Origin of the sequence: Pseudoalteromonas tunicata, from assembly GCF_002310815.1 — a bacterium.
GTDB lineage: Bacteria > Pseudomonadota > Gammaproteobacteria > Enterobacterales > Alteromonadaceae > Pseudoalteromonas > Pseudoalteromonas tunicata.
Genome location: NZ_CP011032.1, coordinates 720394 through 736887 on the forward strand (window position 1 = coordinate 720394; position 16494 = coordinate 736887).

At 40.1% G+C, this 16494-nt stretch carries 15 protein-coding genes; 12 read left to right on the forward strand and 3 right to left on the reverse strand.

Translation table 11 applies throughout. The features are described from left to right. The first annotated feature begins 103 nt into the window (after positions 1-103). Positions 104-2302, forward strand: coding sequence for a bifunctional diguanylate cyclase/phosphodiesterase (locus PTUN_RS03415; RefSeq protein WP_009838295.1), 2199 nt, complete (start codon positions 104-106; stop codon positions 2300-2302). Between the two features lie 200 nt (positions 2303-2502). Then, positions 2503-4689 (forward strand): YgiQ family radical SAM protein, encoded by a 2187-nt coding sequence (locus PTUN_RS03420; protein WP_009838296.1) that lies wholly within the window; start codon positions 2503-2505, stop codon positions 4687-4689. A gap of 82 nt (positions 4690-4771) precedes the next feature. On the opposite strand, the gene PTUN_RS03425 is transcribed toward PTUN_RS03420, so the two are convergent. The 3 genes from PTUN_RS03425 to coaBC form a co-directional block, all read right to left on the reverse strand. Continuing rightward, complete coding sequence (locus PTUN_RS03425; protein WP_009838297.1) at positions 4772-7576, reverse strand: alpha/beta hydrolase family protein; 2805 nt, start codon at positions 7574-7576, stop codon at positions 4772-4774. Positions 7577-7733: 157 nt separating this feature from the next. Next, entirely contained in the window at positions 7734-8321 is a 588-nt protein-coding gene (gene slmA, locus PTUN_RS03430; protein ID WP_009838298.1) for a nucleoid occlusion factor SlmA, read from the reverse strand. 104 nt (positions 8322-8425) lie between these two features. Then, entirely contained in the window at positions 8426-9658 is a 1233-nt protein-coding gene (gene coaBC / locus PTUN_RS03435; protein WP_009838299.1) for a bifunctional phosphopantothenoylcysteine decarboxylase/phosphopantothenate--cysteine ligase CoaBC, read from the reverse strand. A gap of 138 nt (positions 9659-9796) precedes the next feature. On the opposite strand from coaBC, the gene radC reads away from it, so the two are divergent. The 10 genes from radC (at position 9797) to PTUN_RS03485 (ending at position 16456) form a co-directional block, all read left to right on the forward strand. Beyond that, positions 9797-10471 carry a RadC family protein gene (gene radC, locus PTUN_RS03440; protein ID WP_040643820.1) on the forward strand — a complete coding sequence of 225 codons (675 nt, stop codon included), beginning with the start codon at positions 9797-9799 and terminating at the stop codon, positions 10469-10471. A gap of 136 nt (positions 10472-10607) precedes the next feature. Then, entirely contained in the window at positions 10608-10808 is a 201-nt protein-coding gene (locus PTUN_RS03445; protein WP_009838301.1) for a bacterioferritin-associated ferredoxin, read from the forward strand. Between the two features lie 382 nt (positions 10809-11190). Continuing rightward, on the forward strand, positions 11191-11427 hold the full coding sequence (gene rpmB, locus PTUN_RS03450; protein WP_009838303.1) for a 50S ribosomal protein L28: 237 nt from the start codon (positions 11191-11193) through the stop codon (positions 11425-11427). 12 nt (positions 11428-11439) lie between these two features. Continuing rightward, positions 11440-11595, forward strand: a complete 156-nt coding sequence (gene rpmG, locus PTUN_RS03455; protein WP_009838304.1) for a 50S ribosomal protein L33 — start codon at positions 11440-11442, stop codon at positions 11593-11595. Positions 11596-11742: 147 nt separating this feature from the next. Further along, positions 11743-12177, forward strand: coding sequence for a hypothetical protein (locus tag PTUN_RS03460; protein WP_009838305.1), 435 nt, complete (start codon positions 11743-11745; stop codon positions 12175-12177). A gap of 107 nt (positions 12178-12284) precedes the next feature. Beyond that, positions 12285-12770 carry a CreA family protein gene (locus PTUN_RS03465; protein ID WP_009838306.1) on the forward strand — a complete coding sequence of 162 codons (486 nt, stop codon included), beginning with the start codon at positions 12285-12287 and terminating at the stop codon, positions 12768-12770. 13 nt (positions 12771-12783) lie between these two features. Further along, a complete protein-coding gene (locus tag PTUN_RS03470; protein WP_040643901.1) occupies positions 12784-13584 on the forward strand; it encodes a hypothetical protein in 801 nt (266 codons plus the stop codon). After that, complete coding sequence (locus tag PTUN_RS03475; RefSeq protein ID WP_009838308.1) at positions 13584-14207, forward strand: LysE family translocator; 624 nt, start codon at positions 13584-13586, stop codon at positions 14205-14207. Before PTUN_RS03470 ends, PTUN_RS03475 begins: the two co-directional genes overlap by 1 nt. Beyond that, entirely contained in the window at positions 14204-14701 is a 498-nt protein-coding gene (locus PTUN_RS03480; RefSeq protein ID WP_009838309.1) for a gamma-glutamylcyclotransferase family protein, read from the forward strand. Before PTUN_RS03475 ends, PTUN_RS03480 begins: the two co-directional genes overlap by 4 nt. A 195-nt stretch (positions 14702-14896) precedes the next feature. Next, complete coding sequence (locus PTUN_RS03485; RefSeq protein ID WP_009838310.1) at positions 14897-16456, forward strand: serine hydrolase; 1560 nt, start codon at positions 14897-14899, stop codon at positions 16454-16456. Positions 16457-16494 lie beyond the last annotated feature (38 nt).

A 16494-nucleotide genomic window follows, 5' to 3' on the forward strand; every position in this document is an offset into this window, starting at 1 on the left:
ATGATTGCAGATAATCTTTATCTATCATATTAATATACTCACTACTAATGCTTGCAGTGCTCGAATAAAAGAATGTTATTCGTCATTATCACCTAGGAGCTCTATGACTCAGACTGAACAAGAAGGGTTTTTGTTTTTAAGCGAAGATGAACCTGAGCAAGAAATCCTGCATTCTGAGTACTGGGATGTTTTGATTGTTGATGACGATCCTGAAATTCACTCTGTGACCCAACTTGCCTTATCTGGCGTACTATTTTGGGATAAGCCATTACGTTTTCATCATGCTTATTCTGGTAAAGAGGCGGTTGAATACCTGAGTTCTAACCATGAAATTGCTGTTGTGTTGCTTGATGTGGTGATGGAAACCGATGATGCCGGTTTATGCGCAGTAAAAAAAATCCGCGATCAACTTCATAATCATAATATTCGCATTATTTTACGAACTGGCCAACCAGGTTACGCCCCAGAAGAAAGTATTATTCGCCAATACGATATTAATGACTACAAAACTAAAACTGAGCTTACCCGCAGTAAATTAGTCACTTCGTTAATTACAGCCATTCGATCTTTTCAACAATTACGCGAAATGGCAAAACAAAGTAATGGTTTAAAAGATGTTATTACTGCCTCTAAAGCAATTTTAGGTATCAGCGATATCAAAGACTTCTCTAAGGCTGTTATTACGCAGCTTGCTGAGGTGCTTGGTTGTGAGCCTTCAGGTGTTTTGTGTGGGGTACTCGACAGTGAAGATAAAGTCAGTGTGCTTGGCGGTTCTCTTGAATACAGCTCCTATTTTGATTTAGGTATTGAGCAGCTAGATAATGGCCGAATTATTCATCAAGTACAGCAATGTTTAACGCAGCGCGCACATCAACAAACTGATCACGATATTACTTTTTTAGCGCCTTGCAGTGGCCGTAACGCAGCTATTTACCTTGAACTACATGAAAAATTGACCGACTCCCAATTACAGTTTGCAGAGATTTTCCTTACTAATGTGTCAGTGGGTTTTGATAATGTAAAATTGATTGATCGCTTAAAAGATGCAGCATATACAGATAGTTTGACTGGGCTTTCTAATCGCACTGATTTTGTTGAGCAAATAGGAACTTTTGCTGCCAGAAAAGGGCGTAATCATCGTCTTTATTTGATCGACATTGAAAAATTTTCTGATATAAACAATGGATTAGGGCAGGATGTAGGCAATATGCTGCTGCAAGCAGTTTCTAGTCGATTGCAGGCTGAATTACCGTCCGCTCAAATTATAGCGCGTATCGGTGCAGATGTATTTGCAATTGTTATTGAACGTAACGTGACTTCGCCGCAGTACATCAATCAGCTGTTAAGTTTACCATTTAGAGCAGGTGAGCATCTTTTACCTATAAACTTTAGTTTGGGAATATGTGAAGAGGAATATTTTGATCCTTCAGGTTTGCAAACATTAAAAACTGGTTATATAGCACTGAATCTTGCAAAAAGTCAGTCGCAGTTTAATTACGAATTTTACTTGCCTGAAATGGAAGAAAAAATGACTTGGCGTTTGGGTATTATTCGTCAATTACGTCAAGACTTCTCCGAAGGGAAACTCCAAGTGTGGTATCAACCACAAATCGATTTAGCGACTAAAAAAGTGATTGGTTGCGAAGCATTATTGCGCTGGCCAACCGATGATGGTCAATTTATATCCCCTGTTGTATTTGTCCCATTAGCCGAGTACTCGGGCCTGATTGTTGATATCGGTCAATGGGTATTAGCACAAGCCTGCCAACAGCAAAAAGAGTTAGAAGCACTTGGGTATAAAATCCGGATGGCGGTAAATGTGTCTGTACCACAATTTCGCAATATTGATTTTGTTAAACAAGTTAAACAGACAATTGCAGAGCATAAAGTTGAACCGGGTTTTATTGAATTAGAAGTCACGGAAAGTATAGTAATGGACGACCCTACCGCAGTCATTGCGGTATTAACTGAATTAAAATCATTAGGAATTGAAATTGCGATTGACGATTTTGGTACTGGTTTTTCATCATTAAGTTACTTACAAAAGCTACCGCTAGATCGGATTAAAATCGATCGCGCTTTTATTAAAGATATCCCTAATGAAGACGCCGAAGCCATTGCTGAATTAATCATTGCACTAGGCAAAAAAATGAAACTTCATACTATTGCCGAAGGTATAGAAACCCAAGCCCAAGCAGATTATTTAATTAAAGCTGGATGTGAAGAAGCGCAAGGTTTTATGTATTCAAAACCACTCCCGAGTAGAGAATTAGTGCAGTTTTTACAAAATTATTTACATTAATAACCCTACTTTTTGGTTGTTATTTGTTCGATTTCATTTGTAACTAAACTCAGGTATAATTCCCGCCCTTAATTTCATTCTTATCATTCCTACGCAAGTTTAGACGGATTTTTCTTTTCACTTTCATTTTATGGATGAAGCGTGCACTAGGCTAAGATAGATGGATCACTGAATTTTTGTTTTGTCTCTGAGGCTTTAATATGGCAGCGCTAACTGCTGAACGCGGACTTTTTTCTTATCCAAAATACTGGGCAGAGTGCTATGGCACCGCCGATTTCTTACCTACAACCCGCGCAGAAATGGATGCTTTAGGCTGGGACAGCTGTGATATTATTATCATTTCAGGCGATGCTTATGTTGACCACCCAAGCTTTGGTATGGCGGTCATTGGCCGTGTGCTTGAGTCTCAGGGATTCAGAGTTGGGATTATTGCGCAGCCAGATTGGAACAGCAAAGATGCGTTTATGAGTTTAGGTAAACCGAATTTGTTTTACGGTGTGAGTGCCGGAAATATGGATTCGATGATTAATCGCTATACGGCTGAAAAGCGTATGCGTCATGATGATGCTTATACGCCAGGTAACGTCGGTGGTAAGCGCCCTGATCGTGCTGTATTGGTTTATACCCAACGCTGTAAAGAAGCTTACAAAGATGTACCGGTTGTAATTGGTGGCATTGAGGCAAGTTTGCGCCGTATTGCTCATTATGATTATTGGTCTGAGAAAGTACGCCGCAGCATCATTTTTGATGCCAAAGCTGACATCCTCATTTACGGTAATGCTGAACGTCCATTAGTTGAAGTTGCACATCGTATTGCAGCGGGTGAAACAATTGCCGATATTCAAGATGTACGTGGTACTGCGGTTATTCGTAAAGAACCTTTACCTGGTTGGCGCGGTGCAGATTCAACCGCTATCGATAAAATCGGTAAAATAGATCCAATCCCAAATCCTTATGGTGCTGACGATGTGGGCTGTAGCAAATCTGAATTTAAACAAGCGGGCATTGATTTGCAGGCTGAGGCTGCCAAGCCTATAGTTGTGCAGCCTGCACGGCCAAAACCATGGGAAAAAACTTACGTTAAACTACCTGCCTTTGAGCAAGTGAGTGTTAATAAGCCTTTATATGCGCATGCTTCGCGTATTTTACATCAAGAAACTAACCCTGGTTGTGCGAGGGCATTATTTCAACGGCATGGCGATCGCTCTGTATGGGTTAATCCGCCTGCGTTTCCGCTTGAAACGCAAGAGATGGATGGTGTTTTTGGACTGCCATATCAACGAGTGCCGCACCCAAGTTATGGCGATGCTAAAATTCCAGCGTATGACATGATTAAAACCTCTGTAAATATCATGCGTGGCTGTTTTGGTGGTTGTAGTTTTTGCTCTATTACTGAGCATGAAGGGCGCATAATTCAAAGCCGTTCACACGAATCAATTATTAATGAAATCGAGCAAATCCGCGATAAAGTGCCTGGATTCACCGGCGTTATTTCTGATTTGGGTGGCCCTACAGCAAACATGTACAAGTTACGCTGTAAAAGTGAAAAAGCCGAAAGTACCTGTCGTCGTTTGTCATGTGTTTACCCTGATATTTGTAATCACATGGATACAGATCATACGCCAACCATTGATTTATATCGTAAAGCGCGTGATGTAAAAGGAATTAAAAAAATCTTGATTGCATCGGGTGTACGTTATGATTTAGCCGTACAAGACCCTCGTTATGTTAAAGAGCTTGTGACTCATCATGTTGGCGGTTATTTAAAAATAGCACCAGAGCATACTGAAGATGGGCCATTGTCAAAAATGATGAAGCCAGGCATGGGAGCGTACGATGAATTTAAAGCTTTGTTTGATAAGTATTCGAAAGAAGCGGGTAAAAAGCAGTATTTAATTCCTTATTTTATTTCGGCGCATCCCGGTACAACCGATCTAGATATGGTGAACATGGCACTTTGGCTTAAATCGAATGATTTTAAGCTCGATCAAGTACAAAATTTTTATCCATCACCAATGGCAAATGCGACCACGATTTATCATACCGAAATGAACTCGTTGCGTAATATTAAAAATAATACGGATATTGTTGCAGTGCCAAAAGGTGCGAGGCAGCGTCGTTTGCATAAAGCAATTTTACGTTACCATGACCCTGCAGGCTGGCCGATGATCCGTGACGCATTGCGCGCTATGGGAATGGCTAAGTTAATTGGCAAAGGGCCAAATTGTTTAGTGCCAGAAGAAGGGCGTGATGAATTAAAAACCTTAGCTAAAAAAGGTGGCGTGAGTAAAGGCAAGCCAGCTTTAACTCGCCATACTGGTTTTAGCCAGTTTAAAAAGGCGAATACCAAACCGAGAGTAGGTGATAACCGCCAGCGTGCAAAATAAGCTTACTATTTTGGTTTATAAATATGAGTTCAATAAAAAATGCCGCAGATGCGGCATTTTTTATTGTTGTTTGTTAAGCGTTTTATTCTTCTATAAACGCTTCACCTTGTGTCATCCATTGCGGTGCAGGCAAGCCTTTTAGATGATGATCAAAGTATTCCATCATTCGAATTGAGAAATCGACTTGATTTGGAAATTTCTTTAAGTGGTGCGGTTCTCCTTCATATTGTAAAAAAATCACATCTTTTTGAGCACGGCGCAGGGCCAAATAGTACTGAACACCTTCATGCCAAGGTACAGCGTCATCTTTATCACCAAACATAATTAAAATGGGAGTATTCACTTTGTCGGCAAAAAACACCGGTGAGTTTTCAATGTATAAGTCACGGGCTTCAAACAGGTTTTTACCAATGCGGCTTTGGCCGGTTTCGTATTGGAATTGGCGCGCCAAACCTGATTTTAAACGAATGCCGCTATAGGCACTGGTCATATTGGAGACTGGTGCCCCTGAAACCACTGCTTTAAACATATCTGTTTGAGTGATCATAAACGCACTTTGATAGCCCGCCCATGAATGACCTTGCAAGCCAATTTTATCCGGATGAGCAACTCCAATATCAATTAATTTTTGTGCGGCATTAATCATAGTTTGAGTTGATGATTTACCTGGATGACCAATTTCAAAACGAATATCGGGCAAAAAGATCGCATACCCATTTGAAGTAAACATTGGCAGGTTTGGTCTATGGTTTAACTCCATTGCTGGAAAGTCATACATGCGTTGACTCATATAACGGTAAAAATAAACCACAACAGGTACTTTATCGCCTTTTTTATAGCCAGCAGGTTTAATCAGTACACCTTGTAAATCTTCACCGTCATAGCCTTTATATTGTACTAGTTCAGGCTGTGCGCCCCAGGCAAAGTTTTTAAGTTGTGGGTTTAGATTGGTCACCTTTTTTGGCTTTTTAAATGAAACGTCAGTTTGCCAAAGGTCGGGAAATTGTTGGTAGCTTTGCTTGGTAAATAGCAGGCGGTCGCTATTTTTAGCTTTATCAACGAGATCAAAACGTTGCTTACCTTTTAATGTGGTTTTTACGGTTGAGGTCGTAAAATCGAATGTGGCAACAGCGGTTTCTTTATTAACGGTATTATGCGCACTTAAAAATAAAGGTTGTTTAGGGTCTATTCCCACTTGGCGTTTGTCTAGAGTCACGGCTCGATATTGGGTTTTAGTTTCTGCACCTTGTGTTAGGCGAGTTGCCTGCATAGTCGAGACATCAAACGCCCAAATGTCGAACTTGCTATACACCAATACCGCACTGCTGTCGGCAAGCCAACCAGCAAAACCATAGCCAGGTGTTGGCGTTGGGTAATCATGCTGGTCGTCAGCAAACACTGCTTTAATGGCCTGTGTTAGCGGTTTGGTTTGGTTGGTCGTTAAGTTTTTAAGTTGAACCGCTCCATCTAAAAAATAAGCCGCATATTGGCCATTTGGTGCTAAGGTGGGGGTTTCGCGGCTTTGTTTTACAATTAACTTGCTATTACCTGTGGCGACATCAATCGCGTAGTAATCGGCATAAAAGCCATCATACATAACTTTGTTTAGATAAGGCGTATTACTAGAGCCAAGTAAAAATGACTTTTCAGTGTGGATTTTTAAATCTTCAATCTCAGGCGTGCTTAACTGTACAACATTGCGGCTATTGTAATGGTAAACAGCTTGGTAATGGCGGTACTTATTTTCTTCATTCCACTGTATTTGCTCGCGAGTTTTAATTTGTGGATTTTGGTGGTGCCATACTTTAAGGCCTTTATGGGCACGAATAGTATCAAAGTCGCGTAAATCTTCGGTTGTTTTATATTTTTTATCTGCAATTTTTGCATCAAGTGCTGGGCGGTTTTCAAAATAAAGGCGTTCACCTTGCTCTGACCATTCAAGCTTGGCTGTTTTGCCCGTAAACCATTGCTCATTATTGCTGTTAATGGTGGTCAATCTATTGCTTGGCTGTTGCCATAAATAAAGCTGGTGGCTGCGACGTCTTGCGTCATTATTTACATAGTTACCCGCATAAAATGCAACGGTATTTTCATTTGGATGCCAGCTAATTTTGGTGGCGCTTATTCCAGGCTCAGTCATTATTGGGCTCTGGCTGATGCTTTTGGCTAATGAAAGGTAAGAAATCGCATTTTGCGCTCCATCTTTATAAACTTGGCTGATTAACATGCCTGCACTTTGGTGAGCAAAATCATAGCTTAATACACCATCAAATAGTTGTTCTTGCGCTGTTGCAAGTTTTATTATTTTAAGTGGCAATGCTGTATCTTTTTTATCGGGTTTAATGGCGCTTTTTGGGGCTGTTTCGCTATCAACAGCACTTAGTTCGTAATCATCTTTGCTGTCGTTGTCTTCTTTTTCGGTTTTTTCGTCTGGTTTATCTTGGCGAAATGCTAGCCATTGACCATCATCAGATAATTGAAAATCTTTTACTTCATCAAATCGGAGTTGTTGTTTCGTTTGGGTATTAACGAGTGCTAAATTATTGCGAAGTTTTTTTTTCTCTTTTTTGGTTGCGCTTTCAGAAGTTAATAAATCAGGTTTAGCGATAAATGCGACCCAAAGCCCATTTTTACTAAATTGTGGTTTAGTACCATTCTCGATAGATGCAAGGGTCTTGTTGCTGTTTAAATCGTACAAAAGCCCTTTAGGGTCGCCTCGGTAGGGCGTAGCTGATAACGCTAAAAATCGACCATCCTCTGTGAGCTGAGTATTTTGTGCTGTTTTAAAATCAAAGACATCGGTAAAGGTTAAGTTTTGACTTGCAAAAATGGGCGTCGAAAAACTCGTTATGACTGCAACGGTAAGTGTCGAAAGCACTTTATTCATTTTTAGTTACCATGTTAAAGCGAAAGGGCTATTGAGTTAAACATATCAAGGAGTTAACCGAGCATAGAAACATTAACGATAAGTGGCAATTATTTAAGATGAAGAGAGGAAAACGTGGCGTTTAAAGTGGCAAACAGGGTTCGCCACTTTAAAAATTTTATTGCCAAGCAAGAGATAGCATTGACCACTGACTTTCAAATTGATGGCTAGGTTTGATTTTAAAATCAGAGCGTACAAATTGATTCATTCGGCCTTCAACATAGGCGAGTAATAAATTAGCTAGATGCGCTTCTTCAATGCTGAAGGTTTTGCCTTCGCGGAGTTTACGTTCGCGCAGCACTTGCTTCAATTGAGTTTCGAGCTTTTCGAATAAACTTTGAATGCGATCTCGTAATCGCTCTTGCTCACCCTGTAGGGCATCACCGGTTAAAATACGAGTGATCCCTGGATTTTTTTCTGAAAAGGTTAAGAGTAAACCTAAAATATTGTAGATGCGGCCTTGGGTATCTTTTTCATTATCTAAAATGATATTGATGCGAGATAATAATGTATCTTCAATAAATTCAATTAAGCCTTCAAACATTCGTGCTTTACTTGGAAAATGACGATAAAGCGCGGCTTCAGATACACCGACTTCAGCTGCTAGTTTAGCTGTGGTGATCCTCTGTCCTGGGCTGGTTTCGAGCATTTGCGCTAAGGCTTGTAAAATTTGCTCTTTGCGATTGCTACGCTTATTTGCAGGCATGGTTTATCCCTTACTTCTTATAATTATGTTTTTGCGCTTGGCTTTTTGTCACTGCATGGTAATTGTTTATGCTTGTGGTTTCCAGCCTTGTTTTACGCATCAATTTAGTTGTTTTGTCGCTCGAATATTGTCTTTATAATTGATACAGCTAGTATTTCTTTACTTTGAACGGGTAAATCTAACTGACCATTTTGCCAGTAAATTGTTAAGGCATTATGATCAGAATTAAAGCCAATGCCTTGCTGTGATACATCGTTTGCGCAAATCAAATCAAGGTTTTTGTTGATGAGCTTACCTTGGGCATATTGCGCTACATTTTGCGTTTCTGCAGCAAAACCCACGGTAAATGGCCTGTGTGATTTTAAAGCCGCGACATCTGCAATGATGTCTGGGTTTTTGACCAGGGTTAATGTCAGGTTATCGCCTTGTTTTTTTATCTTTTGGCTTTGAATATCGGCAGCGCGGTAATCAGCAACGGCTGCACAGCCAATAAATACATCTGATTCTACTGCGAGCGTTAAGGCCGCTTGATGCATTTCAAGCGCACTTTCTACTGCTATTTTATGGACACCATCAGGAGTTTTGAGGGTAACGGGCCCTGAAATTAAATTAACCTTAGCACCTAATGATACTGCAGCTGCTGCAAGTGCATAGCCCATTTTTCCTGAACTATGATTGCTAATAAAGCGTACCGGGTCGAGCGCTTCTCGTGTCGGACCAGCGGTAATTGTAATTGTTTTGCCAGCAAAAAGGGGTTGTTCTGCATGACTTATTTCTATCTCACTTATTAATGCTGGACGATTGAGTAAATCGTTACACAAGCTCACAAGTTCTGCGGGTTCTAACATTCTACCAGCACCTACATCACCACAAGCTTGTACGCCACTGGCAGGGCCCCAAATATGAATACCTCTAGCTGCAAGCGTTGTTAAGTTAGCTTGTGTGGCTGCATGAGCGTACATTTGTTGATTCATTGCCGGTGCAATAGCAACAAGGCTAGGAGTAGCCAATAATAATGTCGTGAGCAGGTCATCAGCCATGCCTTGGCTCATTTTTGCGATGATATTTGCTGTTGCGGGGGCTACTAAAATAAGATCTGCCCATTTAGCGAATTCAATATGGCCCATTGCCGCTTCGGCATTCGGGTCGAGTAAGCTGTCTGAAACAGGCTGCCCTGAAACTGCTTGCATCGTAAGCGGGGTAATAAATGCTTGCGCAGAATGTGTCATAACCACTTTTACATCGTGACCATGATCTTTTAAACGGCGAACTAATTCAGCGCATTTATAGGCAGCAATGCCCCCAGAGATAGCAAGTAATATTTTTTTATTGGCCATAAATTGACTCACTGTAGAGTGACTGCGGATTAGCGAACCGCGTATTGAAAACGTGTGTCGCAATATTACGTTTGCTTGCGACAGCAAGCAAATTTATCACTACAATTTAAGTTAAGTGCAATCACCAAGGATGGAATTATGCAAATCTCATTGATGGCGGCAGAGCTCAGGCCGCGTGAAAAATTGTTGAAATTAGGCGCCGAAGCGCTCAGTGACGCAGAGTTGTTAGCCATATTTTTACGAACTGGGATCCCAGGAATGAATGCCATTGAATTGGCCGAGCATGTACTTGATACCCATCATTCACTTAATCAGCTCTTTAGTGCTTCGTTATTAGAATTTAGCCAAGTTAAAGGGCTCGGTGCGGCAAAGTATGCACAGTTACAAGCAGTACTTGAACTGAGTAAGCGTTTTTTACATGAGTCTTGCCAGCGCGATACCGTATTCAATTCTCCTACCCATGTCCGAGATTATTTGGCGTTAGAATTAAAATCGCGGCAGCAAGAAGTCTTTATGGTATTGTTTTTAGATAATCAAAACCGTTTGATTTGCCAGAAGATTTTGTTTTATGGCACCATCAATGCTGCCGCTGTTTACCCAAGAGAGGTGGTCAAAGAAGTGCTTAAAATGAACGCTAATGCGGTGATATTTGCACACAACCACCCATCTGGAATTGCAGAGCCTAGCCAGGCAGATCAGGTAATTACACGTAAATTAACTCAGGCATTATCACTAATTGATGTTGCCGTACTTGATCATCTGATTGTGGGTGGAAATCAAGTGGTTTCGTTTGCGGAGCGAGGTTTACTTTAGGCATCTCATAGCAAGAATAAATAATAAAATAACACTTAATTGATAATTAACTGATTTAGTAGATATTAATCTTATTGAAAATGATTGTCATTTAGACTAAAATTCATCTCAGATATTAATCTTGCTGAGAACCTAAATGTACGTTTGTATTTGCCACGCTGTAACAGACAAAAAAATTACCCAAGCTGTTGCTGAGGGTGTTGAGTCAATGCGTCAATTACGACATTGTTTAGGTGTAGGTAGCCAATGCGGAAAATGCGTTTGCCATGCTCAACAAGTATTAATGGAAGCGCAACAGGTCAAAATTAGTTTTCAGTTGCAAAGAGAGGTGGCTTAGCCACTTTTTTTATCGTGTTGATAAAATATATCGGACTACCAAGCCAAGTATTTTGAAGTTATAACCCACTTCAAATGAGAACAAAAACCTCACTGCTGCTTTTTTAAGCATGAAAATGACTCTAAAAGTTAGCCGAACAGCCTATTTTACTCTTTTTTGCAAATTAGTTTAAATTAACTGCAGTTTTTGCTTTCACTTCGGCAATTGGATCACTATAATTGGCCGCTATCAAATTTACACATATGAGCGTCGATAGATCTCTTTCCTTGATCTTTGCCTGTATTTGCTATATAAAGAGCGCCCTTCGATTTATCTCGGGGCATAATACGTTTAAGGCCTAAGGGAAATCTAGCTCGAGCAAAGTTTTTGGAGATATATAGACATGTCTAAAGTATGTCAAGTTACAGGTAAGCGTCCAGCGGTTGGTAACAATCGTTCACACGCACTAAATGCAACTAAACGTCGTTTCCTACCTAACCTACAAACTCACCGTTTTTGGGTTGAAAGCGAAAACCGTTTCGTTAAACTACGTCTTACTACTAAAGGTATGCGTATTATTGATAAAAAAGGCATTGATGCGGTACTTACCGAAATCCGTGCTCGTGGCGAAAAAATTTAAGGAGATTGAGTCATGCGTGATAAAATCCGTTTAGTTTCTACTGCTGGTACTGGTTATTTCTACACTACCGACAAAAACAAGCGTACTATGCCGGAAAAAATGGAGATCAAAAAGTTTGATCCAAAAATCCGTCAACACGTTCTTTTCAAAGAAGCTAAAATCAAGTAATTGATTTTTCTTTGAAAGAAAAACCTAGCTTCGGCTAGGTTTTTTTTTGCCTGTAATATAATAATGCTGATAATAGGTACGAAGATAGTTAAGTATTTATATCTGGAGTCGATAAGAATTAATCTTCACGGCGTGAGATGATAAATAATGTTGATTTCTGAGCGTTTAAATACACTAGAACTAACAATAAAAAGTAGTCAGGATGTTAATGATAAGCCTGCCACAGTGCAAACGAGTGAGACTCGGCAGTTAGAGGAGGATAAGGTTGATATCTCTGAGGAAGCACTAGCGGCTAGCGCGAATGAAAAAAATGACAAACCAACGTTACCCGCGCATATTCAAGCCATAGTCGACCAAGTTAAAAAGTTAAAGCAAATGCTTGAAGAGGCAAAGACGATTTTGCTTAATCTGTCACAAAATAATCAACTCACTGATGAGCAAAAGTCAGTGTTATTAAAGCAAAAACAAAGTGAAGTATTAAGTTTGCAAGGCGCAGTGCAAATTGCGGTATCAGCGTTACGTGATGCTTTAAAAGAAGCGGGTATCAGCGACCCAAGTCTAATTTTAGACGCTTTGAGTTAGCCCTTTACAGTTAAGCCCTCCCTATTTACCGTAACTTAGTTGCTTTTTATTGTCTTTCCTCTTTATGATGCTGGAATATAGTTACTTTTTCGATAAAGGTACGACAGATGATAAAGGTTAAATTACTCGGTATTGCGGCGGCTGCGCTATTGCTAAATGCTTGTTCAGATGATGCAGGTAAAGTAAGTTTGGGGATGTTCACCACTAAAGATGTGATCATTAAAGCTAAAACAGATCCTAAACTACCTGGCGTAACGTGTCATATTAGTCATGTTGAAGCGAATTTAGATTTCGCAGATCCTTCAGATATGTCGATTGCATGTCGACAAACAGGTTCTATCACGGCTGAGCAAATGGCTCAGATTGATTTTTCAAAAGATGGCGAAATCGTATTTAAAGAATCTAAAAGTATTTTATTTAAAACCCTTAAAGTACGTCGAATTTATGATCCTGAACATAAGACTTTGATGTATTTATCTTATTCGACAAAAGAAACCACAGGCAGTCACCATCACGCATTATCAACCGTGCCACTTTACAATACTGATGCATGGCAATGGGCGCAGGCTCATGAAATCGGCCTTAAAAAGTAGCGATGAAATGAAGATGTTAGCATTATTAAAAGAAAAGTTAGCTGGTAAGCCTTTGTTGCCAGATAACGAAGCACAATGGATTATCGATACCTTTATTTGGGCGTTTGAACATTTTGATGGGCAGTATTTTGTTGAGCAAAGTAAAGTCGTATTGCCGACCAATGAATTTTTTCCTGGTCAAGTGAGTTCAATATCGGCAATGGCTCAGCAAGTTTTTCATCAAGTGGTGGGTTTTGCGGGGATGCAAAATTGGCCAATACAACTTGTTGCACCGCAGCAGTTAAGTGGGGCTCATTTTCCAACGTTTAAATTTGTAGGTCAAAGTCGCGGGCAATTTGCTCAGTTGGTACAGCCTGTGACTCAGCCGATTTTAATCTCATTTAATCCTGCTCAAATCAATCAGCCGCAAGATTTAGTCGCCAGTTTTGCTCAAGCGTTGGCGATGATTTTAATCAAACAAAAAGGCGTATTACCTCCTGGTGGAGAGGCATTTTTACCTCAAGCGACCGATTTGTTGGCACATTTTTTAGGCTTTGGTGTGATGCTCACTAATACGGCTTATCAATTTAGAGGTGGATGTGGCTCTTGTTATAATCCGTATGCTAATCGACAAGCGGCATTACCAGAAACCGAAAATCTTATGTGTTTGGCGTTGGTGAGCACCTTAAAAGGTGCTGATAGACACAAAATATCGGCTCAGCTTAAGCCTCATTTGCGCAGCCAATATAAAAAAGCAATGAAACAAATGGCTGAACACTTAGCGTTAAGTCCTGAGCCAGTCTTGTTGGCTCTGCTTGAAAAGGCTGGGAAATAATGGCTTATTTAGATGAGTTTATTCTTATTGCTTTGGCGCATTTTTTTGCGGTTGCAAGCCCTGGACCTGACTTTGCGATTATTTTAAAACAAAGCATTAGCTATGGTAGGCGTAATGCGCTGTTTGCCAGTGCAGGTGTGGGGCTTGGGATATTAGTGCACGTAACCTATTGTTTGCTCGGGGTTGCACTTATTATTGCTCAGTCTGAAACCTTATTTAATTGGCTTAAATATTTAGCAGCAGCTTATTTGGCGTATATGGCATTTCAAGCATTGCAAGCAAAACCAGCCAATGGTGAAGTGCAAAAAATGTCGACTCATTTGAGTGATGAGCCTGTGAGTCGCTCTTTTTCTAAAGGGTTTTTAACCAACGCACTTAACCCAAAAGCAACATTATTCTTTTTGTCATTATTTACCATAGTTATAGATCCGAATACGCCAAGCTTAGTGCAAGCAGGTTATGGTGTGTATATGGCACTTGCGACTTGGGTATGGTTTTCATTTTTATCGTTAATTTTATCTAAAACCCAAGTGCGGGCATTTTTCTTAAAAAGTGGTCATTGGTTTGACCGTGGTATTGGCATCGTATTATTAATTTTAGCCGTGCGGGTGGTATTGCTATGACAGTTTATTTTAACTTGGCTTATGGCTCTAATATGTCGAGTAATCGTTTGTTGGCGCGTTTACCAAAAGCAAAACGTATTGGGGTCGCAATGGTAGAAGGTTATAAGTTGGCGTACCACAAAAAGGGTTTTGATGACTCAGGCAAATGCGATGCCTATTATACTGGTGATAAAAACGATATTTTATTGGGCGTGTTATATCAAATTACAGCTGAAGAAAAGGCGATTTTGGATCAAATAGAAGGCCCGCGATATTCAATTTGCAATTTAACGGTAAAGCATGAAAGTGGTGAGCATTTTGATGCATATTGTTATGTTGCCAATACGTTAGATCACAGCTTACTGCCTTATGATTGGTATTTACAGCATGTAATAGCTGGCGCTAAAGAGGCGCAATTACCTGAGCATTACGTTACAAAAATATGCCAGCAAGTTACACAAGTTGACCCAGATTCAGAGCGTTCGCAACGTGAGTTTTTGATCCATAAAAAATAACTGTTAACCTAATAAACTTGAGTTTTCGATAATAAATCTATTCAGACCGCTATTTTCAAGGCTAAGCGTAATTCGCCTTGATACTGTTGAAAGCTTCTGGCCAAAGAAAAACGTAGATATTTACTTTTCATTCACTGTGTTAGTAAATCTTTTATCTGGAATTTAGGTTAATAAAAAAATATAAAAGGGAAATCAATGAAATTAACATCATTAGCCACGGCAATCGGGTTAAGTATTGCCTCATTTTCATCATTTGCAGCAGTCGATACCGTCAAAATAGAAAAAATAATAAATGCTTCGATGGCACGTTTTGATGTACCGGGTATGGCTGTTGCCATTGTTGAAAATGATAAAGTTGTACTTGCCAAAGGATTTGGGGTTAGCCATTTAGATACCAAAAAGGCGGTAACAAAAGACACATTATTTGGTATTGCGTCAAATACTAAAGCTTTTACTAGCGCCGCGTTAGCGATGTTGATTGAGCAAGGAAAGCTCAGTTGGGATGATAGAGTTATTGATCATTTACCTGAGTTTCGTTTAGCTGACCCTTATGTGACCCGTGAAATGCGAATTCGCGATTTATTAAGCCATCGCAGTGGGTTAGGTTTAGGCGCTGGGGATTTAATGATTTGGCCTGATACCGACAAAGAAGTAAGTGATATTCTAGCTGGTTTACAATACTTAAAACCAGATTCAAGCTTTCGCAGCCAATATGCTTACAACAATTTGATGTTTGTCACCGCAGGTGAAGTAGTTGCACGTGTATCGGGTATGTCATGGAATGATTTTATTGAGCAAAAAATCTTAGCGCCACTTGAAATGAGCCATTCAAAAGCAGGTTTTTCTCGGATCCCAAAAAGTAATGATAATTGGGCTACGGGCCATATTCCGTTGGATGGCAAACTGACACCATTTTTTGTTAATTACTTAGAAGATTTTCGTGGCGCAGGTGCAATTGCATCAAGTGTTGCTGATATGAGCCATTGGTTACGTTTACAGCTTAACGAAGGTAAATTGCCAAATGGTGAAGCGCTCTTTAGCGAAAAGTCACAACAAGAAATGTGGCATTTGCATATTACGAGTAAAGCATCGAGCAAAGCGTTTGACGCTTATCGTCAGCAGTTTAGAGGTTATGGCTTAGGTTGGAGCATTGAAGATTACCAAGGTTATAAAAAAATGTCTCATGGCGGTGGTATTCTAGGCATGGTGTCACAAGTCACCTTGTTGCCTGAAAAAGAGCTCGGCATTGTGATCTTATCAAACCAACAAGCATTTGGTGCACTCTCGGCAATCAGTCATGAAATACTCGAAGATGCATTAAAGCTTGAGGATAAAGATTGGGTCGAAGACCTGGCAACAAAACATTTTGAGGGCAAAGAAAAAGCCTACAAAACGCAAGCACTTGCTGAGGTTGCTGATAAACAGGCGGCATTGCCAAATAACGTGTACGCCAACAATTATCGTGATGATTGGTATGGCGATATAAACATTACAGAGCAAGATAATAGCTTACGCATTGATTTTACCCATACCAAGCGACTTAAAGGTGTTTTAGAACATTACAATGGCAATACTTTTGTAGTGCGCTGGGATGAGAAGTTGCTTGAAGCCGATGCCTATATTGAATTTAATGTTAAAGGCAATAATGTGGTTGAAAGTGCGACCATGCACGCAGTTGCACCCGCTGTGACTGATTTTAGCTTCGATTTCCATAATTTATTACTAAAACCGGTTAAGCAAGCTGCTGATAAATAAGTCTTCGCTTTAAAATCGACCAAAGTAGCAAAGCAGTT

Excerpts from the sequence above, each read along its gene's own strand:
- PTUN_RS03415 (WP_009838295.1), top strand. The coding sequence starts at position 104 with ATGACTCAGACTGAACAAGAAGGGTTTTTGTTTTTAAGCGAAGATGAA.
- PTUN_RS03420 (WP_009838296.1), top strand. The coding sequence starts at position 2,503 with ATGGCAGCGCTAACTGCTGAACGCGGACTTTTTTCTTATCCAAAATAC.
- PTUN_RS03425 (WP_009838297.1), bottom strand. The coding sequence starts at position 7,576 with ATGAATAAAGTGCTTTCGACACTTACCGTTGCAGTCATAACGAGTTTT.
- slmA (WP_009838298.1), bottom strand. The coding sequence starts at position 8,321 with ATGCCTGCAAATAAGCGTAGCAATCGCAAAGAGCAAATTTTACAAGCC.
- coaBC (WP_009838299.1), bottom strand. The coding sequence starts at position 9,658 with ATGGCCAATAAAAAAATATTACTTGCTATCTCTGGGGGCATTGCTGCC.
- radC (WP_040643820.1), top strand. The coding sequence starts at position 9,797 with ATGCAAATCTCATTGATGGCGGCAGAGCTCAGGCCGCGTGAAAAATTG.
- PTUN_RS03445 (WP_009838301.1), top strand. The coding sequence starts at position 10,608 with ATGTACGTTTGTATTTGCCACGCTGTAACAGACAAAAAAATTACCCAA.
- rpmB (WP_009838303.1), top strand. The coding sequence starts at position 11,191 with ATGTCTAAAGTATGTCAAGTTACAGGTAAGCGTCCAGCGGTTGGTAAC.
- rpmG (WP_009838304.1), top strand. The coding sequence starts at position 11,440 with ATGCGTGATAAAATCCGTTTAGTTTCTACTGCTGGTACTGGTTATTTC.
- PTUN_RS03460 (WP_009838305.1), top strand. The coding sequence starts at position 11,743 with ATGTTGATTTCTGAGCGTTTAAATACACTAGAACTAACAATAAAAAGT.
- PTUN_RS03465 (WP_009838306.1), top strand. The coding sequence starts at position 12,285 with ATGATAAAGGTTAAATTACTCGGTATTGCGGCGGCTGCGCTATTGCTA.
- PTUN_RS03470 (WP_040643901.1), top strand. The coding sequence starts at position 12,784 with ATGTTAGCATTATTAAAAGAAAAGTTAGCTGGTAAGCCTTTGTTGCCA.
- PTUN_RS03475 (WP_009838308.1), top strand. The coding sequence starts at position 13,584 with ATGGCTTATTTAGATGAGTTTATTCTTATTGCTTTGGCGCATTTTTTT.
- PTUN_RS03480 (WP_009838309.1), top strand. The coding sequence starts at position 14,204 with ATGACAGTTTATTTTAACTTGGCTTATGGCTCTAATATGTCGAGTAAT.
- PTUN_RS03485 (WP_009838310.1), top strand. The coding sequence starts at position 14,897 with ATGAAATTAACATCATTAGCCACGGCAATCGGGTTAAGTATTGCCTCA.